This is a genomic window from Rummeliibacillus sp. TYF-LIM-RU47 (assembly GCF_008638315.1).
Taxonomy (GTDB): Bacteria; Bacillota; Bacilli; order Bacillales_A; family Planococcaceae; genus Rummeliibacillus; species Rummeliibacillus stabekisii.
The window spans coordinates 2,121,493-2,145,200 of sequence record NZ_VVIR01000001.1; the positions used below are offsets into that span (position 1 = coordinate 2,121,493).

Sequence of the window (23,708 nt, forward strand, 5' to 3'; positions counted from 1 at the left end):
TGGAGATTATCTATGCATTTATTAAGCAATTAATAGAATTTTCGATTTAATGTAACTAAAAGGAATTAGTGGAAGTTGGAGGAATAATTATAAAAATTTCTGATAAAAAATTGCAATCAAAGCTCAAATTTTGGGGCTTTGTACTGCTTTTAGCTCTATTTTCTTGGACCATATTGCCAATTACGCTCGCCATTGTGTTCGCATACTTTCTATCGCCTATTCTTCATTTTTTACATAAACGTTTGAAAGTCCCCTCTTTTTTAGCAGCATTACTGGCTGAAATTTTCATTATTGCGAGCATTGCTGCTGTCTTTTTATTTATAGCAACCGTTCTAATCGATACGTTGCCTGTGCTTAAAAGCCGCTTATCCGAAATGTCTGCATTGATTCATATTCCATCAGGGATTATCGCTCAAATTCAAGATCAATTACTATCTCTTATCGATGTTATGTTATCGAAGATTTTTCAATCCATCCAAGATATTATGCAAAATCTAGTGGAAGTAACGATATTTATCATTGCTTTCTACTTTGCCCTATATGAAACAAGCAGGAATAGACAATGGTTTTTTGTCTATATTCCTGCTCGTTTTAGAGAATCTATTCAAAGGATTTTTGAAGAAGCTGCTTTGTTATTCAGCTATTTCATTGGTGTTGAAATTCGGCTTGCTATATTAACATTTGCGTTACTGTCGATATCCTTTTATGCACTGGGTTTCGAACAACCTGTTGGTAAAGCTTTCTTAGTTTCCGTTTGTGACTTTCTGCCTTTTTTAGGAATAGGTTTATTTCTAATTCCTTTAGGCGCCGTATTCATCATTATAGGAAAAGTTGCTCTAGGCATCCAACTTCTCGTGATTTATGTGGCTATTCAACTAATCAGGCAATTTGCAGAATCCATGATGTGGGCTTCTACAATGCAAATCCGTTCAGTCCATGCATTTATCATCAGTGCCATTTGCTTACTACTTTTTGGAGTAGCAGGCATTATCATCAGTCCATTTGTTCTTTTAATAGCCGTTAAATTCAAGCAACATCCTATCTTTGCATCAAGATAGTTTGCTTACTCTTCATTTTTTTACGTAGCCAAAAATAAATTCCGGGTTTTGCCATTTTTCTTACGAATGGAAGCATAAGCAATAAACCTAAAATATCTGAAACAAAGCCAGGCAATACTAATAAAATAGCACCTATCAACGTTAATACTCCATCAATAATAGCATCACCAGGAGCTTGTCCATTTTTGATCGACTTCTGCAGCTGTTCAAAGGCTTTTAATCCTCTTGTTTTCGCCATATATACACCTAATATCCCTGTGAAAAGGATCAATAATAGTGTGGGTAAAAGCCCAATCATCTTTCCACAAAGCATCACAAAAATCAGTTCAATGAACGGGATTGCGATTAATAGTAGGAGAAACTTTTTCATGTCCTTCACCTCTTTTTGTTGGAGAAGCAAGAATATAGTCATGGCTATTTAGCAACTGTTAAAAACTACAGTATACGCGAAGAACCGTAATAGATTACCCCAGAAACGGCATCCATTGATACTTCTTGCCCTTCTGAAATAATTTTTGTAGCATCTTTAACACCTACGATAACTGGTATGCCTAAGTTCAGGCCAACTACTGCGGCATGGCTTGTTAAGCCGCCTTCTTCTGTAATCAAACCAGCACATTTACTTAAGGCAGGCATCATATCCCGATCAGAACCTATTGTTACTATAATGCGATCTGTCGAATCTTGTGCTAATGCTTCCTCAGCATTGCGTGCTACTAGTGCTTTACCGATTGCTGTAGTCTTGCCGATGCCCTGCCCTTTTGTAATCATATCTCCAATTACATGCAGTTTCATTAAGTTGGTTGTACCAGCTTCACCTACTGGTACACCCGCTGTAATGACAACTAGGTCCCCATGTTTTACGTAACCTTTTTCTAGACTAGAATGGACTGCTTGTTCCAATACTTCATCTGTTGATGTAACTTTTGGTCCTACTACTGGTACGACGCCCCATACTAAAGCCAGGTTGCGGCAAACTTCTTGTGAAGACGTCATAGCGATAATTGGAACACCTGGACGGTATTTCGCAATCATTTTAGCTGTGTTTCCACTTACAGTCGGTGCTAAGATGGCCGCAACTTGCAAGTTCAATGAAGTATCTGCTACTGCTTGGCTAATCGACTCTGTCAGATTTGTTCCTTTTTCTTTGCTGCGCTCATTAACGAAACGTTGGTGGTCTAATGTTTCCTCAATTCGGTGGGCAATTTTGTCCATCGTTTTAACAGCTTCTACAGGATATAGGCCTGCTGCTGTTTCTCCTGAAAGCATGATAGCATCTGTACCATCAAGTATAGCGTTGGCTACATCACTTGCTTCTGCACGTGTTGGACGTGGATTGCGTTGCATAGAATCCAACATTTGAGTAGCTGTGATAACCGGTTTGCCAGCACAATTACATTTAGAAATCAAACTTTTTTGGACAACAGGTACTTCTTCTGCTGGTATTTCTACACCTAAGTCACCGCGAGCCACCATTAAGCCGTCAGAGACTTGGATAATCTCATCAATGTTATCAACGCCTTCTTGGTTTTCGATTTTAGGGATGATATGGATATGGCTGCCTTCGTTTTCCTCTAGCAAATGGCGAATTTCCATTACATCTGATGGTCGACGTACAAAAGAAGCTGCGATAAAGTCTACATTTTGCTGAATACCAAATAAGATATCTTCGGCATCTTTTTCTGTAATTCCTGGCAATTGAACAGAAACGCCTGGAACATTCACGCCTTTTTTATTTTTAAGTACACCTGCGTTCACGACAAGCGTATGGATAATCCCTGCCTCATTATCTATGCCTGTCACTTGAAGTTCAATTAATCCATCATCAAGTAGAATGACAGAACCTTCTTTCACATCTTCAATTAATTTTTCGTACGTAATTGAGAACATTTTTTCAGTGCCAAGCACTTCAGACATAGAGATATCAATCGTTTGGCCTGCAGTAAGCTCAATAGCACCATTCTCCATATTATGTGTACGTATTTCAGGTCCTTTAGTATCAAGCAAGATTGCTACTACTTTGCCCGTTGCTTGAGCTGCTTCACGGATCGTTTTAATTCGCGCTCCATGTTCTTCATGACTTCCGTGTGAAAAGTTTAATCGAGCCACATTCATTCCAGCCTCTATTAAGGCAATCAGTGTTTCTTTTGATTCACTAGCTGGTCCAATCGTACAAACAATTTTAGTTTTTCTCATTATAGTACCACTCCAATTTTAGATCGATAGTTCTTGCGAAAGGGTATACATAGATAATTCTGCTTTATGTGCTTTATTAAACGCTTCACTCAATTCATAGTCTACCACCTGATGGTTACGAATGCCAATTGCCACTCCGCCTCGGTCTTCCATTAAAACTTCCACTGCCTTTGCACCGAGTTGGCTAGCTAATACACGATCGCGACCCGTCGGCGAACCACCGCGTTGAATATGCCCCAATACTGATACTCTTGTTTCTATATCCGCTTTTTCTTTTAATAGTGTAGCTAACTCGCCTGCAGACATAACACCTTCTGCGACGATAATAATACTATGTTTTTTGCCACGTTCATATCCTTGCTCTAAGCGTCTGACAAGTCCATCAATATCTGATGGAACTTCTGGAATAAGGATAGTTTCAGCACCGCCAGCAAGGCCAGCCCATAATGCTAAGTCACCTGCATCGCGTCCCATTACTTCAATAATGAACGAGCGCTCATGGGAAGTTGCAGTATCCCTGATTTTGTCTATGCTTTCAATAATGGTATTTAAAGCTGTATCAAAACCGATGGTGTAATCAGTGCCAGGAATATCATTATCAATCGTTCCTGGTACACCTACGCTAGGGAAACCTAATTTGCTCAAAGCCAAGGCTCCTCGATAAGAACCATCTCCGCCGATAACGACTAAGCCCTCGATGCCATGCTCTTTAAGCTGGCTGATTGCTTTTCTTTGCCCTTCTTCTGTTTTAAATTCTAGACATCTGGCAGAATGTAGCATCGTGCCACCCCGCTGGATGATATCACCTACATCACCTACGTCTAGATTTTCAATATTACCATTGATTAATCCTTGATAGCCGTGATAAATGCCCGCGACTTCCATGCCGTGAAAAATTGCTTTTCTGACAACTGCCCGAACAGCTGCATTCATACCAGGCGCATCTCCACCGCTTGTTAACACACCAATTTTTTTCATTTGTATAAATCCTCCTGCTGATAGGATTGATCCTATAGAATGAAAGAAATAGGCTGATTCAAACGACTTTTCTTCGTTTAAAACAGCCTTTTACTTTATAATATACCATTAATTGCACTTGTCAGACGTCTTTTTGTACTATTCTTCGGAAAAAACACCAATTGTCCTAAATTTGTTGTAGCGTTGGTCGATTAATTGTTCTTCATCTAGTGTTTTCAACTCACTCAATGATTTAGAAAGAACTTCTTTCAAATAAGATGCTTGTGTATCTATATCCTTATGTGCTCCTCCTAAAACTTCTGGAACAATTTCTTCAATTATTTCTTCTTCTTTTAAATTTGGAGCCGTAATACGCATCGCTTCTGCCGCTTTTTGAGCTAACGTTGCATCTTTCCACAGTATAGAAGCGGCACCTTCAGGCGAAATAACAGAGTAAGTGGAGTTTTCCAGCATATGCACATGGTTTGCAACACCTAAAGCAAGTGCACCGCCGCTTCCTCCTTCACCGATAACAACACTAATAATCGGCACCTTCAATCCTGCCATTTCTAATAAATTCCGAGCAATCGCTTCACTTTGTCCGCGTTCTTCTGCTGCTTTTCCGGGATAAGCTCCTTTTGTATCAATGAAGCAAATGATAGGTCGTTTAAATTTCTCAGCTTGCTTCATTAAGCGTAACGCTTTTCGGTAACCTTCGGGATGAGGCATACCAAAATTGCGACGAATGTTTTCTTTTGTATCTTTCCCGCGTTGATGGCCAATAATCGTGATTGGTGTTCCTTCAAATGAAGCGACTCCCCCTACGATTGCTTCGTCATCACCAAAATTACGGTCACCGTGAAGTTCGATAAAATCGTCAAATAAAACCTTCACATAATCAAGTGTTGTCGGACGTTCAGGATGGCGCGCTATTTGCACACGATCCCACGGTTTTAAATTATGATATATATCTTTTTCAAGATTAGTGAATCGTTCTTCTAATTGTGTAATTTCTTTTGTTAAATCTACTTCTGCGTCAGAAGTATATTCCTTCAACTCAGTAATTTTTGTTTTCAATTGAACAAGTGGTTCTTCAAAAGGTAATGTTTTTACCATTATACTGCCTCCTTCACGTGCAATTTCACTAAAGTGCCGACCGTTTTACGCATATCAGAGCGAGGGACAACAGCATCTAATTGGCCATGTGCCAATAAGAATTCCGCTGTTTGGAAATCATTCGGCAATTTTTCCCTTACAGTTTGTTCGATTACTCGGCGCCCTGCAAAACCAATCAGCGCTTGTGGTTCCGCCAAGTTAATATCGCCAAGGGATGCAAAGCTGGCAGATACTCCCCCTGTTGTAGGGTGAGTCATGATGGAAATAAACAAATTACCCTTTGCTCCGTGACGTTCTAATGCAACGCTAGTTTTAGCCATTTGCATGAGCGATATTACACCTTCTTGCATTCTCGCACCGCCGCTAGCTGTGAAGATAATAAATGGTACACCAAGCTCTGTCGCCTTTTCAATCGCTCTTGTGATTTTTTCACCGACTACAGATCCCATAGACCCCATGCGGAAGAAAGAGTCCATCACAGCGACAACCACTTTATTTCCTTCTAACATGCCTGTGCCCGTTAAAACAGCTTCATTTAAGCCTGTCTTTTTCATATCAGATTTCACTTTTTCAACATACCCGGGGAAGTTTAACGGATTGACTGTTTGCAAATGATCATCAAATGATTCGAAAGTGCATTCGTCCAAGAAATCCTCTATACGTTCTTGGGAAGTTAATTTGTGATGATATTGGCAATTCGGACATACTTTTTGATTTTTTTGCAAATCTTTTGTCAGCATAACATGATTGCATTCAGGACATTTTGTCACAATTCCTTCAGGTACATCATGCTGTCCCTTGCTTGTCATCGTTTTTCGATTAGGTTTATTTTTCTTAAATATATCGCGAATACTCATATCATTCTCTCCCTTTATGTAGTAGCGCTGCCCATTCTTCAAAAGCCACAATCGCTTTTTGTGTATGGCCTAGCATCAGTTCACTCAAAAACATTTTAATTATCGGCTGTTCTTCGGCCGTTGATTGATTTTTATAGGGTTCATTACTGTATTGTTTTAAGAGAATCCAAATTTTTAAGACAAGCCTATTTTGTGATGCAATCATAATTTCTCTCATGACGTCTTCACGCTCAATCTTTCCATTTATAATCACATTTGTTAATAGACTTTCCCAAACCGGCAGATTTCTGAGCACCTCATCCTCAGCCACTATTCGAATGGCATCACGCTCAATAATCATCCTTGCCGCTTGTACGTTTCTAATATCTTTTTCTTCTTGCAGTATAAACATAGCTAATACTTCGACTAATTGATGATTATTAAAATCAGCTACAAAGGTCCCTCCACCTCTGCGCGTCTCAATTAAACCCAGCAATTCTAGGCTACGGAGCGCTTCTCTTATGGATGAACGCCCAACATTTAAACGTTCAGCCAGCACTCGTTCTGATGGAATTTTGCCCCCGGGTGGAATTTCTTCATCTTGAATAATCCCTCGTAATTCCCGCACAATTTGGATAAACATTTTTGTAGCAGGCTTTTCAGCGCTCATGCTATATCTCCCTACTATAAATAAATTGTCGAAAAATGTGGTCAGACCACTTTTGTTTATAATGATAGCAAAAAATATATATTTTAGTAAAGTGCTATAGAAAAAAACTGTGCGATAGTCACACAGTTTAGACAAATTCTCTATGATTTCATAGTGATTTTTGGTTTTACAGCAAAGTTTGTAAAAGAGTTAAAAAGATAGGCTGACAAACTAAAGCACCTCAATCATTTCAACTCTATTTCCGAATGGATCTCTGAACTCAAAACGGTTGAAACCAGGAATTGGAACGCCCTCAATAATCTGAATTCCGTTCTGCTCTAATTTTTCTTTCCAGCTTGATAGATTCTTCACTTGATAGGCCAGATGGGCTTTTGTTGTTAATCGGTCAAAGCCTTCTTCTATTCCAACATGGACTTCTCGATCTCCGACTTCCAACCAAAAACCACCTCTACCCTTCAGTGATTCAGGCTTTTCCCTTTCTGACAATCCGAGAATGCCACAATAAAATTCTCTCCCTTGATCTTCAGTTCCTTTAGGTATCGTAATTTGAGCGTGGTGCAATCCGAGTATCATAAAAATCCCTCCAGCAAATTTTTTCCTTCTCTAGGGGGTATTCTTTTTAATCAACTCAATATCCTCTTTTTTACGATGAAAGGACGGTCCCTTTTTTATAGATTACCTGAACCTGCCCTTTTCTTTGCTCCAAGTTGCCCTCTGCCATTATAATCTGTTCTTCCTTTAGCCATTCGATTGCCTGAAGATATTCTTTCGGGAATACGGTAAGTGAAAGGATACCCGTCTCGTCTTCTAGTTGTACAAAAGCCATCAATTCGCCCTTTTTCGTCCGAATTTGCTTTATCTCTGTTACTAAACCAACCACTTTCACAAAATGTCTTCCTATTAGCCCTTTTAGGTTATCAAAAGCTGGTGTTACCAAATGTTGAGCCTGCTTCACCTTTTGAATCGGGTGCATCGATATATATGTACCGAGCACTTCTTTTTCGTACTGGAGCTTTAATTTTTCTGGAATTGGGCTCGCATTAGCGTGCTTTGGCTTTCCAAAGAAGAAGGAGTCATCATCTAATAATGTTGTTTCTTGATCTGGTCGATACAATTCCGCATGCTTCACAGCCGCATCAATCGTAGCCAACAGTACAGCACGATCCTTGCCGAATTCATCTAGCGCTCCAGCTTTAATAAGTGGCTCTACGGTTTTACGATTAAAATGGACAGCTGTTAAGTCTAAAGCTAAATCAAATATATCCTGCCAATTTCCATGACCATTTCTTCTCAGCTCTATTAGCTTGTTTAAAAATGGATGTGGAACGCCTTTAATAGCTGAGAGAGCATAGCGAATGGATCCATTCTGTACGTAAAATGAACGTCCACTACGATTGATGGAAGGTGATAGAATAGCAATGCCTTTTTGCTTCGCCTCTTTCAGAATTTTATTGAATCGTTCTTGATTACCCATAGCAGATGTGAGCATGGCTGCATAAAAATAGGCCGGAAAATGAGCTTTCAAATATGCCATTTGATATGAGATCATACTATACGCTACCGCATGGCTCTTTGGAAATCCATAATTAGCAAATTTGACAATGAGCTGATAAACTTCCTCTGCTACTTTTCTGTCAAACCCTTGTTCAATACTACTTGATACAAAGTGTTCTTGTTCTGAATCTAGCAATTCCTTCTTTTTTTTACTTACAGCTCGGCGTAAGAGATCAGCTTCTCCCATCGAGAATCCGGCCATACGGGAGGCAATTTGCAATATTTGCTCTTGATAGACGATGACACCATATGTTTCACCTAAGATCGGCTCTAGCACAGGGTGCAGCATTTCAACTTTTTCTAGCCCATGCTTCCTTTTACTATAGACAGGAATAAATTCCATAGGGCCGGGTCGATATAAAGCATTCACGGCAACAATATCATTGAAGGAAGTTGGCTTAATCTCTTTAAGGGCTTGCTTCATTCCTTCTGATTCTAATTGAAAAATACCATTGGTATCACCATTTTTCAGTAATTCAAAGGTTTTCGAATCATGTAATGGAATTTTCTCAAACTGTAAAAAGCGTTCTTCATTATATAAAATCATAGAGCGTATTCTCTCTAAGATTGTTAAATTGCGAAGTCCTAAAAAGTCCATCTTTAATAATCCGACAGATTCTACATCTCCCATCGGCCATTGAGTTAAATAGAGCCCTTCATTGCCTTTTTCTATCGGGACAATGTTGACAAGCGGCTCTGGTGATAGCACAACGCCCGCCGCATGTGTTGATGCATTTCGCGGTAAACCTTCCAATTGAAGAGCTATTTGAAACCATTTCTTATGCAGATCGCTAGAATTGACATGGTTTCTGAGTACATCTGATTGCTGCCACGCTTCTTGCAATGACAGCCCAGGCCTATTTGGCAAGAGTGAGGATATATAAGATAGTTCTTCAGTATTAAAGCCGAATACTCTCGCTACATCCCTTGCGACTGCCTTCGCAGATAATGTTCCAAATGTAATAATTTGCGATGTATAGTTTGCCCCATACTTCTCTGCTACATAATGAATGACTTCTTCTCTACGATAATCGGCGAAGTCGACATCTATATCAGGAAGTGTAATACGTTCTGGGTTTAGAAATCGTTCAAAAAGCAAGCCATATTGCAATGGGTCGACATCTGTAATACGCATTGTATACGCCACTAATGAACTGGCTGAAGATCCCCGGCCGGGTCCTGTCAATATATTTTTGCTCCTTGCGTATTCAATATAATCAGCTACAATCAAAAAGTAATCTGCAAACCCCATTTTGGTGATAATACTTAATTCATATTGTAGGCGGCTATGATAATTTTCGTTTGCATTCGGAACTCTTTCGCATAATCCAGTTAGACATTTATCCTTCAAAAGATCAGTTGCATCTACTCCATCAGGTGTAGGGAATTTGGGCATATAGCTTTTCTTGTAATCTAGTTCTACCTGACAAGAAAGAAGCAAAGTTTCTGCTGCCTTTAACCACTCTTCTTTGTCATGGAACCACTCTTTCCAATTAACTGAAGTAGGTATATATTGCTGTCTTTCTCGTAATGTCAGTTTTTCCTGATCTGCCATTTTGGTTCCTGATGCGATCGCCCTGGCCACTTGAAATGCATCAGCATGATCTTCTTGTAGAAAAGTGCTCAAATGAGTGGCGCAAATCGTAATAGCACGTTCTGTACAATAGTGAACTATTTGGTCTTCCCTAGGCGATTTAATTCCACCTGGTCGGTCTATGCCAATAGCAAAGTGCTCTGCATCAAAGATTTCCGCAATTTGCTCGATATCCTCAAATACCTTTTCCTGTTGCCAATTCTCATCATTAATAGGAAGCAAAGCAATGCAACCTGTCCGATACCCATGCAGCCATCGCAGCGGCAATGCTTCGTTTTCTCGCAATGATGTCGACGAACTGATTTTCAATAGGTGATGATATCCTTCGTTATTTTGGGCATACAGTACAAGCGGCCTGCATATACCAGCGGAGAACTCAACTTGTACCGTTAAGCCAATGACAGGGTGTATTGAACTTTGCTTGAATGCTCGCCAAAAAGGCAATAGACCATATAATTTAGAATCAGTAATCGCTGCTGCCTTGGCCCCTTCCCTTTTTAAAAATGCAAGGAGTTCATCGATGCGTATGGTACTTTTGAGCATATCAGCCGCTGTAACGATTTGTGAATAGACAGGCTGCATTATCATCTCTACCTTTCTTTTTAATCCTTATGGCAAAGTGTTTTTAGTTGTTGAATCACTTCGTCAGCCTCTGACCACTGATAGATTGTGGCACCAGATGCCATAGGATGACCTCCACCACGGTATTTTTTAGCCAATTCATTGATGATAGGACCCTTAGAACGTAATCGAACACGTATCTGGCTATCTTCCTCTACAAACATGGCCCATGCTTTAATTCCTTTAATATCGCCAAGCGTGCTCACTAATGCTGAAGTGTCGCTTGCGCTCACGCCATATTCTTCTAGTAGCTGTTTTGACAATTTTATATAAGCCGCGCCTGTTTCATCCATTGCGAAATTTTGATAAATATACCCTTGTAGTTGTAACAGATTAGGATCCAATTCATACATACTATTAAAAAGCTCAGTCCGATCAAAACCATAGGAGATGAGGTCACCCACTACTTTGAAGGTAGTTTCTGTTGTACTTGGATAAATAAAACGTCCGGTGTCCCCCACGATACCTGCGAATAATAACCTGGCACCGTTTTGGTCCATCTTCCAGCCGGCTGTTTCGCTACCTTCCTTATACAATTCATAAATCATTTCACTCGCTGAACTAGCAGCAGTGTTCACCCATAGTAGGTCGCCATATTGATCATCATTGGGATGGTGGTCTATCTTTATTAAAAAGTCACCGGTATGATAACGTTGATCATCAACTCGTTCCGTGTTGGCTGTATCTGTGCAAATGACTAAAGCTTTGTTATAGGCCTCATCCGATACTTCATCCGGCAAACCTAAGTAACTAAAGACATGGTCGTGCTCTCCTACCGCGTAGATTGTTTTCTCTGGATAAGTTGCTTGTAAAATAGCTTTTAACCCTAACTGTGAGCCGTATGCATCTGCATCTGGACGAACATGTCGGTGAATTATAATCGTGTCGTACTCAGCAATTGTATCGATAATCTCTTTTTTCATATTTTTTGTCTCCTTTAAACGATAAATGAAGCTCCAATAATTGAATTGTGCTTTCTTCGCTAATCTATTAATTATCTGTCTGCACATTTAATTACAAACTCTCGTCTCCTACTTTCTACTATCTTTTTCTACACAATATCAGTAGAATAAAGATAGCTTTGCATTTAGGAGGAACACGATGAGTAATATAGTAAATATTATTTTAGCATTATTAGTCGTGATAACGGTTGTATTTTACCTATATTTCAAAACAAAACAATTCCGAACAAACTTACCGATTCGCAAAAAGTGGTATGCAGGCCGTGCAGGTGTATCGCTTGGAGTATTGTTAGTCTTGTTTGGCATAAACCAAATCATCCTTTATCATACAGTACTTACATATGTGATTTGCGCTATTTTGATTGTATTTGGCTTCTTTGTTTTCATAAGCTACAGCAAACGAGTACGCCATTATGGTCAATATATCGCTGAAGAAGAAAAATTGAACAAAAAGTGATGCACAGCTGTGCATCACTTTTTTCACTTCTTTAACCGATTACGTCTATACGTTTCGCTATATTTTCACCCACATGTGGATTATCCCTTATCGCTCAAGCAATTGGAAAGTAGCTAAAGCCTTGCCGACAAGCAAGTCTTCACTATAAACCTCAAAGTCCATCTTAGCGAATTTGCGGCTCATGTCTAAAATTCGTGGTTTTACTGTAATTGTTGACTCGATTTGGATCGGTTTAATAAAGTAAATCGAGATATTCTCCATTACACTTTCACCACGTTTAACTTTTTTGAGTGCGAAGGAACCCGATTCGACGATTAATGTAGTAAAAGCTCCGTATGAAATCGCGCCAAATTGATTGGTCATTTGAGGTGTCACGTTAAATTTGATCACCATCTCGTCGTTTGACACGTCCATCTCCATTTCCTTCTTCACCAAATCATCAATCGTCTCTCCGTGCTGTGGTTGCCTTTGTGCCATTTGCAGTGCTTTCAAGACATCCTGTCTGCTTACAACCCCCTGCAAAATGCCATGTTCATCTGCTACAGGAAGCAAATCAATCCCTTCCCAAATCATCTGATGGCCAGCTGTTGCTACACTCGTTTTTAATGATACTGTAATTGGATTTCGGGTCATTAATCGATCGATATGATCACTTTCATGTTTACCAATCAAATCACGTGATGTTACAATACCTACAATTTTGCCATGCTTATCAATTACAGGGAATCCGCCATGAGTAGTTTCAGCATTCAATAAGTTATATTCTCTTACTGTATCTGTTGTCTTCAAGTAGGATGTTCTTTTTAACGGAATCACGATATCCTCAATTAATAAAATTTCTTTCTTGATTAACTGGTCATAAATGGCTCGGTTAATCATCGCTGCAACTGTAAATGTGTCATAGCTTGTTGAAATGAGAGGAAGCTCAAGCTGGTCTGCCAGTTTTTTCACTTCATCAGTGGTATCAAAACCACCTGTAATGAGGACAGCAGCTCCTTCTTTAAGAGCCATCTCATGCGTACGCGCCCGGTTGCCGACGATAAGCAAGCTCCCTGCTTCTGTATAGCGCATCATATCTTCCAGTTTCATGGCGCCAATCACAAACTTCGTAAGGGTTTTATGCAAACCGTTAATGCCGCCTAATACTTGTCCATCCACAATATTGACAATCTCGGCAAATGTAAGCCGCTCAATATTTTCTTTTTTCTTTTTCTCAATCCTGATGGTGCCCACACGTTCAATCGTACTGACAAGACGCCTTGACTCAGCTTCTTTAATCGCCCGATAGGCAGTACCCTCGCTAACAGACATTTCTTTTGCGATTTGGCGGACTGAAATTTTATCGCCCACTGGCAATGATTCAATATATTGGAGTATTTTTTCATGTTTTGTAGCCAAAAAATCACCTATTTCTAAACGGTCTCTTGGCTTAAGTGTACCATATTTACTTCAAACTGTTATAGTTACAATTCAAATTGATCGCCGGCATTCATAATTCTTACAGAACCATTGCCTACCATGTTAGAAAAAGCCTGTGGATCCTGTTCAATTACAGGGAAAGTATTGTAATGAATAGGCACAACTTCTTTTGGATTTAAAAATTCGACAGCTTTTGCAGCATCTTCAGGCCCCATTGTGAAATTATCTCCAATCGGTAAAAATGCTATATCAATCGGATGCATCTCTCCGATTAATTTCATATCACTGAATAAAGCTGTATCACCTGCATGGTAAATTGTCTTTCCTTCGATAAATAAAAGGAGCCCCGCAGGCATACCTGTATAAATAATTTGCTTGTCCTCTGTTACATAAGATGAGCCATGGAATGCTTGAGTAAGCTTGACCTTACCAAAATCAAATTGACGTGCTCCGCCAATATGCATTGGATGTGTTTCTAATCCTTGCCATGACAGATAATCTGCTAATTCATTCGGAGCTACCACAAGCGCATTGGATTTTTTAGCAATTTCAACTGTATCTCCTACATGGTCATTATGTCCGTGAGTCAGTAAAATGACATCCGGATTTTGATCATCTACATTTAAATCGGTTTGGCTATTTCCAGTGATAAAAGGGTCAATTAAAATAGTATGGTTGTTGGTTTGAATTTTAACAATCGAATGTCCATGGAATGAAATTTTCATAAAGTAATCTTCCTTTCAAAAGTTTCTCATAGTTGTATTCTCGCTTGGTACTTCATTTCCCTCTTTTTATGATAGACTGTATAGGGAGAGTATTTATACTCAATAAATAACACTCAAAGTCTCTAGTCTCTAAAGGGAGGATTTTTTTATGAATAAAGTGCAGCTGATTCAACAATACTTACAAGAAAAAAATATTGACGCGGCATTCATTACTACGCCAGACAATGTCTTTTACCTATCAGGTTTCCGTAGTGACCCACATGAACGCTTGTTGGGTATCATGATTTTTAAAGAAGCAGAACCATTTATGATTTGCCCTAAAATGGAAGTGCCTGATGCAAAAGCTGCTGGGTGGGCGTTTGAAGCTGTAGGCCATGAGGATACAGAAAACGCATGGGAAATCTTCCACCATACTACTAATACCCGAAACGTCCCATTAAACACACTTGCAATTGAAAAATCACACTTAACAGTAGAACGTTTAGAAGCTCTTCAACATTTCTTTAACGACACAAAATATGTTGGTCTAGATGAACAACTAAACCAAATGCGCCTCACTAAATCTGAGGACGAATTGGAAAAATTGCGTGAAGCAGCAAAATTAGCGGATTATGCGATTGAAGTTGGTTGCAATGAAATAGCTGAAGGCAAAACTGAAATCGAAATACTATCTGCCATTGAAGCAGCAATGAAGGCAAAAGGCGTTTATATGTCATTTGACACAATGGTTCTGACAGGATTAAATGCAGCTTCTCCGCATGGGACACCAGGAACTCAAAAAGTCCAAAAAGGCGATCTTGTACTTTTTGATTTAGGCGTTGTTTATGAAGGCTATTGTTCAGATATTACAAGAACCGTTGCATTCGGCGAAATCTCAGATGCCCAAAAAGAAGTTTATGAAACAGTGAAAAGAGCAAATGAAGCAGCAATTGAACTGGTTAAGCCAGGTGTACTCGCTAAAGAACTTGATCATGCATCACGTAAAGTAATTGAAGATGCTGGATTCGGCGAGTATTTTACACACCGTCTAGGACATGGTCTTGGCATTTCAGTGCATGAATTCCCTTCTGTGCATGGCGCGAATGAAATGGCGATGCAAGAAGGTATGGTCTTTACCATTGAACCAGGAATTTATAAAAACGACACGGCTGGCGTACGCATTGAAGATGATGTATATGTGACAGAAAACGGCGTAGAAGTGCTTACAAGCTTCCCGAAAGAATTGCAAATCATTCAACCAAAATAATGATTACTATGAAAGAAGGATGAACACAACTCATCCTTCTTTTTTGTGTAAATCTCATGAAACTCGAAAAAAGGCAAACCTGTAAGTTGGTTTGCCTTTAATCTATCTACTTATAATAATGAATCAACAGATACATATGGATAGTTTAATGCTTCTGCTACTGCCTCAAATGTTACATTTCCATCAAGAGTATTAACCCCTTTTTTCAACGCTTCATTTGTAAGGCATGCGCGGCTATAGCCTTTGTTTGCAATTTCAAGTGCAAATGGCACTGTATTGTTTGTTAGGGCCATAGTTGAAGTACGTGGAACTGCACCAGGCATATTCGCAACTGCGTAGTGTACAACGCCATGCTTGATGTAAGTTGGCTCATCATGTGTTGTGATACGGTCAGAAGTTTCAAAAATACCGCCTTGGTCAATTGCAATATCCACAACAACAGAACCAGGAGACATTGATTTGATCATCTCTTCTGTTACCAGTTTAGGAGCTTTTGCACCAGGAATTAGTACAGCGCCAATAACTAAATCAGAATTTTTTACAGACTCTGCAATGTTGTACGGATTTGACATTAATGTTTGTACATCTGTGCCAAATTGATCATCTAACTGGCGAAGACGTTCAGGGCTTAGATCAATAACTGTTACTTCTGCGCCCATGCCGATAGCGATTTTCGCTGCATTTGCTCCAGCCATACCGCCACCAATAATTGTTACTTTACCGCGAGTAACCCCTGGTACACCGCCAAGTAAAATACCTTTGCCGCCTTCTTGTTTTTCTAAATATTGCGCCCCAATTTGTGTTGCCATACGTCCAGCTACTTCGCTCATCGGCGATAATAGCGGTAAACTGCGATTTGGTAATTGAACTGTTTCATAAGCAATCGCAACCACTTTATTATCTAGTAATGCTTGAGTCAATTCTGGCTCAGGAGCTAAATGTAGGTAAGTAAAGAGAATTTGTCCTTCATAGAAATAACCGAATTCAGAAGAGATCGGTTCTTTTACTTTCATCACCATTTCTTGTTTCCATGCTTCAGCAGCAGTCTCTACAATATGAGCACCTGCAGCTTTGTAGTCTTCGTCTGTAAAGCCAGAGCCTAGACCTGCATTCGTCTCAATAAAAACTTCGTGACCATGCATTGTTAAATTCACAACACCTGCTGGCGTCATTGCTACACGGTTTTCGTTGTTTTTAATTTCCTTTGGAACACCGATTTTCATATCCCATCCTCCTAAATATAAAAAAGTGATCATTGTTTGTTATGTATTTGAATGTTCACATAATAACATGTCTATTGTAACAAATATTCTTCTATTTTTGTCAATAATTTTGAATATTAATAATAGCGGCTCGTTCACTACTTTTTATAATCTTCTTAAATATGTAAAAAAGTGAACGTAATTTGATGGGAAATGGTGGTATACTAGATTTATAAAAAGGAGGAATCGAATATGGCATTAGATTATAAAAACATTATTGTGGCAGTAGATGGTTCAAAAGAAGCGGAGTATGCATTCAAAAAGGCCGTTGCAGTAGCTAATCGTAATGAGTCTTCACTTTATTTAGTCAATATTATTGATACACGTTCATTTGCAGCCATCGAAGCGTATGACCGTTCCATTCAAGAACGCGCGCAAGGATTCGCGGATGAGCTATTAGCTGGCTACAAGAAAGAAGCGGAAGCTGCTGGCATAAAAAATGTCAATATCTTAATCGAATACGGTTCACCTAAAACAATTATTACTAGAGATGTATCTAAAAAAGTAAATGCAGATTTAATTATTTGCGGTGCTACAGGGCTCAATACAGTTGAACGATTTTTAATCGGTAGTGTATCTGAAAGCATTGTACGATCTGCAAAATGTGATGTGCTTGTGGTACGCACAGATTCAGTAGAAGAAAGCAAATAATAAAAAGCCTGCAGAGCATTTAGTTGCTCTGCAGGCTTTTATCTTTTTGATTATGCTTTGTTTTCTTTTTTCCATTTGCGCACTTTAGCGAAGAACAGCTCTAATGCTTGCATGTTTTTCATATTTGGCACTTTTGCAAGCAACACTTCTTTGACGGCTTTTCCGCCATCCATTTTCTTTTGCAAAACAAATAAACTTTTTGCATGTGCTTTACTTGAGAACAAAGTATCCGGCAGTTGGACAACTGCCTGTATCCAAGCAGTTTTAGCAATCATCTTATTTAAAAGCTGTGATTGCTCTGATTCGAATAGATGATCAGGCACCAAGAAGAATAAATATCCGCCATCTTTTGTATATCTCAACGATTGCTCAATGAACAAATGATGGGCATATGTCATTCCTTCGTCAGCTTTTACATCATATTGCTTAGCTATTTCTTCGTTTGGATAATAGCCTACTGGCAAATCACAAATAACAGCATCTACTGGATCAATCATCAAGTTTTCAAGAGCATCTTGTAGATATAACGACAATGGCTGCCCCTCTAACTCTGCAGATGATGCCGCAATTTGAATTAAAAGCTCATCAATTTCAATACCGAATCCCTCAATCTTATCACCTAAGAGATTCATAACCGTCATCAGCAAATTCGCTGTGCCGATCGCTGGATCAAGCATTGTAATTTGGTGATCTTCTTTGATTTCTTTCTCGAAAAACTGTTCCACAAAGTAACCTACCAAAAGGCCAAGCGAATCAGGCGTCATCTGATGATTCGGTTGAGAGCTTTGTCTCATTCCTTTAAGAATCGCCAACTGGATAGCTTTACGAATTTCTTCTTTTGTTGGTTCAACTTCAGGCTTTATTTCAGCATCTAGCCATCTGTTTAACGTTATTAATAAACCATCTAGATAGGTTGATTGATCTGATTCTGCATGTTTTTCTGTTTCTTTATCTATAAATGAAAAAAGGACTTCAATAGTTTCCATAATGCTCTCCTTCAAAACGGAAACCCACTCGACGATAGAGTGGGTCTCCAGCTAGAAATTTACTTATTTGCTAAGTGATTTGATAGCATCAATTGCATGGTCGTAATCAGGATGGTCTGTTCCTTCAGGCACATATTCTACATATGCCACTTTTCCATCTTGGTCAACTACGAAAATAGAACGTGCTAGCAAACGCAACTCTTGCATATGTACGCCATATGCATCACCAAATGACAAATCGCGATGATCTGATAAAGTATAAATATTTTCTATACCGTTTGCACCGCACCAACGTTTTTGTGCAAAAGGAAGGTCACAAGAAATTGTTAGAACCACAACGTCTTCACCTAAGCCTGTTGCCTCTTCATTGAAACGTCTAGTTTGAGCATCGCAAACACCTGTATCTAATGATGGAACCACACTGATTAAAACTTTCTTGCCTGCGAAGTCTGATAAATGTTTTTCTTGCATGTCAGTAGATAATGCAGTGAACTCAGGTGCCTTGTCACCAACTTTAATTTCTGGACCTACTAATGTTACGGGATTATTTTTAAATGTTACTTGTACCATTTCAACGCCTCCTTGACTTAATATTACTTGAATCTTTTAGCTTGTTGCAACTAGGAAGACTCTTATCATGAAACTTGACTCAGTATGTTTTCTGTTACTCCCACTGAGATTAAGAACTCTCACGATTTTACATACTATTATCCCCAAACCCAAAAATTCTTTGCTTCTCAATTTTTGAGTATGGGGAATCTATCTTATTAACGCAAATTCAGTCACGGTAATTAAACTGTATGCGCACTCTGCTCTATTGCAATCGTTTTTTCTACCTTTTCATAGCTTTTCTCATGAACGACAGCAGTATCTGCAATATAATCATGGACAGCTTTATGCTTCGGCGTAAATGCGGCCACAATATATAAAATTAAAATCTTTACAGATATAAAGCGCCCTATCCATTCTCTAAAAAGTATAGTACCCCATGTTAATGGGATTCCTTTGTCACTTACTACCTTAATACCGAAAACCATCTTTCCGAGTGTTTGAGCTCGCCACTTCGTCATTAAAACAAAATAACCATAAAACAGAATGGCTGCAGCAAATTTGTAGGGAGATAGATAAAGAATTCGTGCATCATCCCAGCCCATCAAATCAAAAAGTGGGCCGATAGTTAAGGCTGTAAACGAACTGATCACGACCAAATCAATCAAATAAGCCCAAAAACGAGTCCAAAAACCTGCTGCCTTTAAATGGTACTCTGGTACTTTCTTTATTTCGAGTGGGCTTAAACTTGTTGCAGATTCATTTAGTGTCTCTGACATTTCAACGCCCCCTTTATTCTTCACCGTATAAGTACATCATTCTTGGCGCGCTGCTAGTAGACAACATTTTGCTAATTGCTTCTTTTTCAGCAGAAGGCATAAGTTTACTGCTTAACTTCGCAGAGAAAATGGATCCCCAACCTTCGTCAGTACTATATTCAAATACCTCTGCTCCTTGAAGTTTGTTATCTTTCATCAGCGCTTTTAATGCATCCTCACTATAACCTAAACGATCCACTAAGCCTGCTTTCACCGCTTGAGAACCATTCATAATGCGTCCATCAGCAATAGATCTAACTTCTTTTTCAGACATGCCGCGTCCATCTGCTACTACTTTAACAAAACGTCCGTAAGAATCATTCACCATATTTTGAAGCAATTTCTTTTCTGCAGGTGTCATTTCACGCGAACCGTTCATTATATCTTTATACGGACCTGTCTTAATTGTATTAAATTCAATCCCTAATTTTTTCGCTAATTTACTATAATCCATCCCTTGCATAATGACACCAATGGAACCAGTTAATGTTTCTTCATCAGCATAAATGACATCTGCTGGTGCAGAGATGTAGTAACCGCCTGAAGCGGCCATTGAACCCATTGAAACATAAATAGGAATGTTTCTTTCTTTTTTTATTTCCTTTATTTTGTCATAAATTTGTTTAGATTCATTCGTACCTCCACCAGGCGAATTTACTTTAAGCAACACACCTTTAACACTCTTATTCTTTTTGATATCTTCTAGCTGATCCATAAAATACTGGTGATTATATGTTTCACTACTGAAAATAGAAGTGCTCTCACCAGTGTCTTGTATCGTTCCATTCACAGTAAGGACTGCAATTTGCTTCGATGGATTTCCACTTTTTAACACATTATAATCATATGTACTATCTAGATCAGCAACAGATTCTAACCCTTTTTTGAAGTCCATTTTAGCAAATGATAAAGCAATACTTACAAAGGCAGACATGGCAAATAGTGCAATCGCTATGCCAAGCGCCACCCATCTTTTTACTGTCATTTATGACCCTCCTTTTCACCCTGCATTATAAACATACGAGACAAACCGTTAAATGTTTCATCATTTTCATGACTTGTGTGAAAGTCTGTATGTTTTTCTCATTTCCAAGATGGTCGAAACCGAAAAGATAATTAAGGCTAACCAAATAAATGAGAATGAAATTAATTCTGTGTGGCCAAATGATTCATGATAAAGAAATACGCCTAGAATTAACGTCATGGTTGGTGCAATATATTGTATAAAGCCCACTAAATATAAAGGGATATTTTGTGCCCCTACTGCGAATAAAACAAGCGGTAGAGCTGTTACAATACCTGTTCCTATTAAAAACACATTTGTTTTCATATCGACATGAAGAAACGACATATTTCCCTGGAAATAAAGATAGAAATAATAGATAATCGCTACCGGGAAGATAAACATTGTTTCAATGACAAGCCCTCTTGTTGCATCCAAAGCGATTTGCTTTTTCAATAATCCATAAAACCCAAAACTTAAAGCTAAACCAATGGATATCCATGGAATCTGCCCATAAGATGCAATTAAAATAATAACGCCAATAGCCGCCATTAGTAGCGCTAGTACCTGTGCTTTCGTCATTCGTTCTTTCAAGAAAATAATGCCAAGCAAAATAGAAAAGATCGGATTCATATAATAACCTAAGCTTGTCTGGATAATATGATCATGATTTACTGCCCATATGTAAATAAACCAGTTTGCCGATACTAAATAAGCTGCCAAACATAAACTCCAAAATGCTTTTTGATTTTGCCATAATTCCCGAAAATCTTTAACTAATACTTTTCCTTGCTTAATCAGCAGGACAAAAATAAGTGTAAGTATAAATGACCAAATCACGCGGCTAGCCAATATTTCACCACTTGTAACATGCTGAATCACTTTCCAATAAAGAGGAAATAGTCCCCACAATATATACGCAAAGACTGATGCAACTATCCCCTTTTTTTCATTTTCCATCCTACTCGCCTCCTTTTGGCTTCTAGCCATAATTAAAAGACTACCAATAATAAGTAGTCTTTTCAATAACTTAAGAATGCAGTTTTCTATTCTCGTGTTCTCGTAACTCTATTCGTCTTATTTTTCCGGATGTCGTTTTAGGAAGTTCCTCAACAAATTGTATCTCACGCGGATATTTATAAGGTGCTGTCAGTTTCTTTGCATGATTTTGAAGCTCTTTCACTAATTCGTCTGAAGCTTTTGAGTGCTCCTTCAATACAACAAAGGCCTTTACTATGCTGCCGCGTACCTCGTCAGGACTCGCAACTACTGCGCATTCTTGAACTAACGGATGCTTTACGAGAGCATCTTCCACTTCAAATGGACCAATTGTATACCCTGAACTAATAATGATGTCATCGTTCCTACCTTCAAAGAAAAAGTATCCGTCTTCATCTTTTCTAGCACGATCTCCTGTAACATAGTAATCTCCTCTGAACTGTCTTGTCGTTCTTTCTGGATCATTCAAATATTCTTTAAACAATGCTGGAGTTGATCGATGGACAGCTATATCGCCCACTACACCAGCTGGACATGGAATACCTTCATCATCAATCACTTCTACAAGATTGCCCGGTGTAGGTTTGCCCATAGAACCTGGTTTAAATGGTTCATCCTTCAAATTGCCAATCAATAATGTATTTTCGGTTTGTCCGTAGCCATCCCTTACATCTAAATCGAAATGTTTTTTAAAGAGATTAATCACTTCTTGATTTAGCGGTTCGCCGGCGGAAACTGCGCTTCGCAATGTCGTTAAATCATATGCATCAAGATTGTCTACCTTTGCCATCAGTCTGTATTCAGTAGGTGTACAGCACAATACTTGAACCTTGTATTTTTCGAGAAGTGATAAATATTTTTCCGGCTGGAAGCGGCCATTATAAACAAGACCAGTTGCTCCGCTTCCCAGTACTGACAGGAAGGGACTCCAAATCCACTTTTGCCAGCCAGGGCTTGCTGTTGCCCATACTAAATCTCCCTCTTGAATACCAAGCCAATGTGCAGCTGCTGTTTTTAAATGGGCATATGCCCATCCATGCGTATGCACAACACCCTTTGGATTACCAGTTGTACCACTGGTGTAAGAAAGAAATGCCATATCGCTGCTTTTCGTATCAGCCATTTCATACACATCTGACGCTTGTTCTGTTTCTTGAATCAGTTTAATCCATGGTGCCGAGGCTTGGCCAATCACATACTGTTGGACGTCCTGAAGATTCTCTACCTGTTCAAATTGTTCTATAAAAGGTTCATAAGCAATAACAGCTTTGGCTCCGCTATGTGCTAGACGATAGTCAATCTCTTTCGCCCTTAACATTTCAGAACTTGGTATCACAACAAGACCTGCTTTTAATGCTGCGATATATGTAATATAAGCGTCAATTAAACGCGGTACCATAATAAGAACAACATCGCCTTTTTGCAAACCATGGCTCGTAAATACGTTTGCCATTTGATTTGCCTTCTGGATTAATGCCTTATATGTGATGGTATCTGTACTTCCATGCTCGTTTTCAAAGCGTAAAGCCGTTTTCGTAGGTTCCGCTGCATATTTCTCTATTTCTTTGACCAAATTATATACTTCAGGTGCAATTAATTCCTCTCGTTTCATTGAAAATCACTCTCCTTTGTTGAAATATTATATAGAATTTTCAGAATACTGTCCAATTTTAGCCATAAAAAAAGCCAAGGAAGAAATACTTCTTCCTCAGCTTTTTCTCTATATTCAATTATTGTTGGTTGTTAGAAAAACCGTTCATTTGTTGTTCAGCCATCGCAACTAAACGCTTAGTAATTTCTCCGCCAACGGATCCGTTAGCACGCGCTGATGCTTCTGCCCCAAGGTTTACACCGAATTCTTGTGCGATTTCGTATTTCATTTGGTCGATCGCTTGGCGAGCACCGCGTACTTCTAATTGTCTTGAACCTGAATTGTTGTTTGACATGTTGTTAACCTCCCTTTTGATGAAGTGAATAAACTTATAATAAAGCTTATTTCAAATCCTATCCTTTGTGAAAATTGGGTATG

General features: G+C 38.9%; 23 protein-coding genes. 4 read left to right on the forward strand and 19 right to left on the reverse strand.

Annotated features, from left to right (window positions below; translation table 11 throughout):
* The first annotated feature begins 68 nt into the window (after positions 1–68).
* Positions 69–1,058 (forward strand): AI-2E family transporter, encoded by a 990-nt coding sequence (locus F0527_RS10680; protein ID WP_150284798.1) that lies wholly within the window; start codon positions 69–71, stop codon positions 1,056–1,058.
* Here the strand turns inward: F0527_RS10680 and F0527_RS10685 are convergent.
* The 9 genes from F0527_RS10685 to F0527_RS10725 form a co-directional block, all read right to left on the reverse strand.
* Entirely contained in the window at positions 1,039–1,428 is a 390-nt protein-coding gene (locus tag F0527_RS10685; protein WP_190323439.1) for an FxsA family protein, read from the reverse strand. The two genes, F0527_RS10680 and F0527_RS10685, sit on opposite strands and share 20 nt — an antisense overlap.
* A gap of 65 nt (positions 1,429–1,493) precedes the next feature.
* A complete protein-coding gene (gene pyk, locus F0527_RS10690; protein WP_150284801.1) occupies positions 1,494–3,254 on the reverse strand; it encodes a pyruvate kinase in 1,761 nt (586 codons plus the stop codon).
* An 18-nt stretch (positions 3,255–3,272) separates the two neighbouring features.
* Positions 3,273–4,232 carry a 6-phosphofructokinase gene (gene pfkA / locus F0527_RS10695; protein ID WP_066788838.1) on the reverse strand — a complete coding sequence of 320 codons (960 nt, stop codon included), beginning with the start codon at positions 4,230–4,232 and terminating at the stop codon, positions 3,273–3,275.
* Between the two features lie 138 nt (positions 4,233–4,370).
* Entirely contained in the window at positions 4,371–5,327 is a 957-nt protein-coding gene (gene accA / locus F0527_RS10700) for an acetyl-CoA carboxylase carboxyl transferase subunit alpha (RefSeq protein ID WP_150284802.1), read from the reverse strand.
* A complete protein-coding gene (gene accD / locus F0527_RS10705; RefSeq protein WP_150284803.1) occupies positions 5,327–6,184 on the reverse strand; it encodes an acetyl-CoA carboxylase, carboxyltransferase subunit beta in 858 nt (285 codons plus the stop codon). Before accD ends, accA begins: the two co-directional genes overlap by 1 nt.
* A gap of 1 nt (position 6,185) precedes the next feature.
* Positions 6,186–6,833, reverse strand: a complete 648-nt coding sequence (locus F0527_RS10710; protein WP_150284804.1) for a FadR/GntR family transcriptional regulator — start codon at positions 6,831–6,833, stop codon at positions 6,186–6,188.
* Between the two features lie 210 nt (positions 6,834–7,043).
* On the reverse strand, positions 7,044–7,406 hold the full coding sequence (locus F0527_RS10715) for a VOC family protein (RefSeq protein ID WP_150284805.1): 363 nt from the start codon (positions 7,404–7,406) through the stop codon (positions 7,044–7,046).
* 70 nt (positions 7,407–7,476) lie between these two features.
* Entirely contained in the window at positions 7,477–10,563 is a 3,087-nt protein-coding gene (gene dnaE, locus F0527_RS10720; protein ID WP_150284806.1) for a DNA polymerase III subunit alpha, read from the reverse strand.
* 20 nt (positions 10,564–10,583) lie between these two features.
* The gene (locus F0527_RS10725; protein ID WP_150284807.1) at positions 10,584–11,525 is read right to left on the reverse strand and encodes a DHH family phosphoesterase; all 942 of its coding nucleotides are present in this window, start codon (positions 11,523–11,525) and stop codon (positions 10,584–10,586) included.
* A 178-nt stretch (positions 11,526–11,703) separates the two neighbouring features.
* Between F0527_RS10725 and F0527_RS10730 the strand changes: the two genes are divergently transcribed.
* Positions 11,704–12,021, forward strand: a complete 318-nt coding sequence (locus F0527_RS10730; protein ID WP_223823560.1) for a YtpI family protein — start codon at positions 11,704–11,706, stop codon at positions 12,019–12,021.
* Between the two features lie 87 nt (positions 12,022–12,108).
* Here the strand turns inward: F0527_RS10730 and F0527_RS10735 are convergent, their stop codons facing one another.
* A complete protein-coding gene (locus F0527_RS10735) occupies positions 12,109–13,419 on the reverse strand; it encodes a DRTGG domain-containing protein (RefSeq protein ID WP_150284808.1) in 1,311 nt (436 codons plus the stop codon).
* A 65-nt stretch (positions 13,420–13,484) separates the two neighbouring features.
* Positions 13,485–14,165, reverse strand: a complete 681-nt coding sequence (locus F0527_RS10740) for a metal-dependent hydrolase (protein WP_150284809.1) — start codon at positions 14,163–14,165, stop codon at positions 13,485–13,487.
* Positions 14,166–14,313: 148 nt separating this feature from the next.
* Here F0527_RS10740 and F0527_RS10745 point away from each other — a divergent pair, with 148 nt between their 5' ends.
* Positions 14,314–15,411, forward strand: a complete 1,098-nt coding sequence (locus tag F0527_RS10745; protein ID WP_150284810.1) for a M24 family metallopeptidase — start codon at positions 14,314–14,316, stop codon at positions 15,409–15,411.
* Positions 15,412–15,521: 110 nt separating this feature from the next.
* Here the strand turns inward: F0527_RS10745 and ald are convergent, their stop codons facing one another.
* Positions 15,522–16,634, reverse strand: a complete 1,113-nt coding sequence (gene ald / locus F0527_RS10750) for an alanine dehydrogenase (RefSeq protein WP_066788867.1) — start codon at positions 16,632–16,634, stop codon at positions 15,522–15,524.
* A gap of 231 nt (positions 16,635–16,865) precedes the next feature.
* On the opposite strand from ald, the gene F0527_RS10755 reads away from it, so the two are divergent.
* Positions 16,866–17,324, forward strand: coding sequence for a universal stress protein (locus tag F0527_RS10755; RefSeq protein WP_066788870.1), 459 nt, complete (start codon positions 16,866–16,868; stop codon positions 17,322–17,324).
* Positions 17,325–17,374: 50 nt separating this feature from the next.
* On the opposite strand, the gene F0527_RS10760 is transcribed toward F0527_RS10755, so the two are convergent.
* The 7 genes from F0527_RS10760 to F0527_RS10790 all read right to left on the reverse strand — a co-directional run bounded on the left by F0527_RS10760 (position 17,375) and on the right by F0527_RS10790 (position 23,625).
* Positions 17,375–18,310: a class I SAM-dependent methyltransferase gene (locus tag F0527_RS10760; RefSeq protein ID WP_150284811.1), complete on the reverse strand. Its 936-nt coding sequence runs from the start codon at positions 18,308–18,310 to the stop codon at positions 17,375–17,377.
* A gap of 63 nt (positions 18,311–18,373) precedes the next feature.
* Complete coding sequence (gene tpx / locus F0527_RS10765; RefSeq protein ID WP_147196000.1) at positions 18,374–18,880, reverse strand: thiol peroxidase; 507 nt, start codon at positions 18,878–18,880, stop codon at positions 18,374–18,376.
* Positions 18,881–19,101: 221 nt separating this feature from the next.
* On the reverse strand, positions 19,102–19,638 hold the full coding sequence (locus tag F0527_RS10770; protein ID WP_066788879.1) for an RDD family protein: 537 nt from the start codon (positions 19,636–19,638) through the stop codon (positions 19,102–19,104).
* A gap of 13 nt (positions 19,639–19,651) precedes the next feature.
* Entirely contained in the window at positions 19,652–20,662 is a 1,011-nt protein-coding gene (gene sppA, locus F0527_RS10775; protein WP_150284812.1) for a signal peptide peptidase SppA, read from the reverse strand.
* Positions 20,663–20,728: 66 nt separating this feature from the next.
* The gene (rarD, locus tag F0527_RS10780) at positions 20,729–21,640 is read right to left on the reverse strand and encodes an EamA family transporter RarD (protein ID WP_150284813.1); all 912 of its coding nucleotides are present in this window, start codon (positions 21,638–21,640) and stop codon (positions 20,729–20,731) included.
* Positions 21,641–21,710: 70 nt separating this feature from the next.
* A complete protein-coding gene (mbcS, locus tag F0527_RS10785; protein WP_150284814.1) occupies positions 21,711–23,291 on the reverse strand; it encodes an acyl-CoA synthetase MbcS in 1,581 nt (526 codons plus the stop codon).
* 118 nt (positions 23,292–23,409) lie between these two features.
* The gene (locus F0527_RS10790; RefSeq protein WP_150284815.1) at positions 23,410–23,625 is read right to left on the reverse strand and encodes an alpha/beta-type small acid-soluble spore protein; all 216 of its coding nucleotides are present in this window, start codon (positions 23,623–23,625) and stop codon (positions 23,410–23,412) included.
* Between the last annotated feature and the right edge of the window lie 83 nt (positions 23,626–23,708).

Excerpts from the sequence above, each read along its gene's own strand:
- F0527_RS10715 (WP_150284805.1), bottom strand. The coding sequence starts at position 7,406 with ATGATACTCGGATTGCACCACGCTCAAATTACGATACCTAAAGGAACT.
- F0527_RS10730 (WP_223823560.1), top strand. The coding sequence starts at position 11,704 with ATGAGTAATATAGTAAATATTATTTTAGCATTATTAGTCGTGATAACG.
- tpx (WP_147196000.1), bottom strand. The coding sequence starts at position 18,880 with ATGGTACAAGTAACATTTAAAAATAATCCCGTAACATTAGTAGGTCCA.
- F0527_RS10710 (WP_150284804.1), bottom strand. The coding sequence starts at position 6,833 with ATGAGCGCTGAAAAGCCTGCTACAAAAATGTTTATCCAAATTGTGCGG.
- dnaE (WP_150284806.1), bottom strand. The coding sequence starts at position 10,563 with ATGCAGCCTGTCTATTCACAAATCGTTACAGCGGCTGATATGCTCAAA.
- pyk (WP_150284801.1), bottom strand. The coding sequence starts at position 3,254 with ATGAGAAAAACTAAAATTGTTTGTACGATTGGACCAGCTAGTGAATCA.
- mbcS (WP_150284814.1), bottom strand. The coding sequence starts at position 23,291 with ATGAAACGAGAGGAATTAATTGCACCTGAAGTATATAATTTGGTCAAA.
- F0527_RS10745 (WP_150284810.1), top strand. The coding sequence starts at position 14,314 with ATGAATAAAGTGCAGCTGATTCAACAATACTTACAAGAAAAAAATATT.
- F0527_RS10740 (WP_150284809.1), bottom strand. The coding sequence starts at position 14,165 with ATGAAAATTTCATTCCATGGACATTCGATTGTTAAAATTCAAACCAAC.
- pfkA (WP_066788838.1), bottom strand. The coding sequence starts at position 4,232 with ATGAAAAAAATTGGTGTGTTAACAAGCGGTGGAGATGCGCCTGGTATG.
- F0527_RS10760 (WP_150284811.1), bottom strand. The coding sequence starts at position 18,310 with ATGGAAACTATTGAAGTCCTTTTTTCATTTATAGATAAAGAAACAGAA.
- F0527_RS10755 (WP_066788870.1), top strand. The coding sequence starts at position 16,866 with ATGGCATTAGATTATAAAAACATTATTGTGGCAGTAGATGGTTCAAAA.
- sppA (WP_150284812.1), bottom strand. The coding sequence starts at position 20,662 with ATGACAGTAAAAAGATGGGTGGCGCTTGGCATAGCGATTGCACTATTT.
- F0527_RS10725 (WP_150284807.1), bottom strand. The coding sequence starts at position 11,525 with ATGAAAAAAGAGATTATCGATACAATTGCTGAGTACGACACGATTATA.
- F0527_RS10685 (WP_190323439.1), bottom strand. The coding sequence starts at position 1,428 with ATGAAAAAGTTTCTCCTACTATTAATCGCAATCCCGTTCATTGAACTG.
- rarD (WP_150284813.1), bottom strand. The coding sequence starts at position 21,640 with ATGGAAAATGAAAAAAAGGGGATAGTTGCATCAGTCTTTGCGTATATA.
- accD (WP_150284803.1), bottom strand. The coding sequence starts at position 6,184 with ATGAGTATTCGCGATATATTTAAGAAAAATAAACCTAATCGAAAAACG.
- ald (WP_066788867.1), bottom strand. The coding sequence starts at position 16,634 with ATGAAAATCGGTGTTCCAAAGGAAATTAAAAACAACGAAAACCGTGTA.
- accA (WP_150284802.1), bottom strand. The coding sequence starts at position 5,327 with ATGGTAAAAACATTACCTTTTGAAGAACCACTTGTTCAATTGAAAACA.
- F0527_RS10770 (WP_066788879.1), bottom strand. The coding sequence starts at position 19,638 with ATGTCAGAGACACTAAATGAATCTGCAACAAGTTTAAGCCCACTCGAA.
- F0527_RS10790 (WP_150284815.1), bottom strand. The coding sequence starts at position 23,625 with ATGTCAAACAACAATTCAGGTTCAAGACAATTAGAAGTACGCGGTGCT.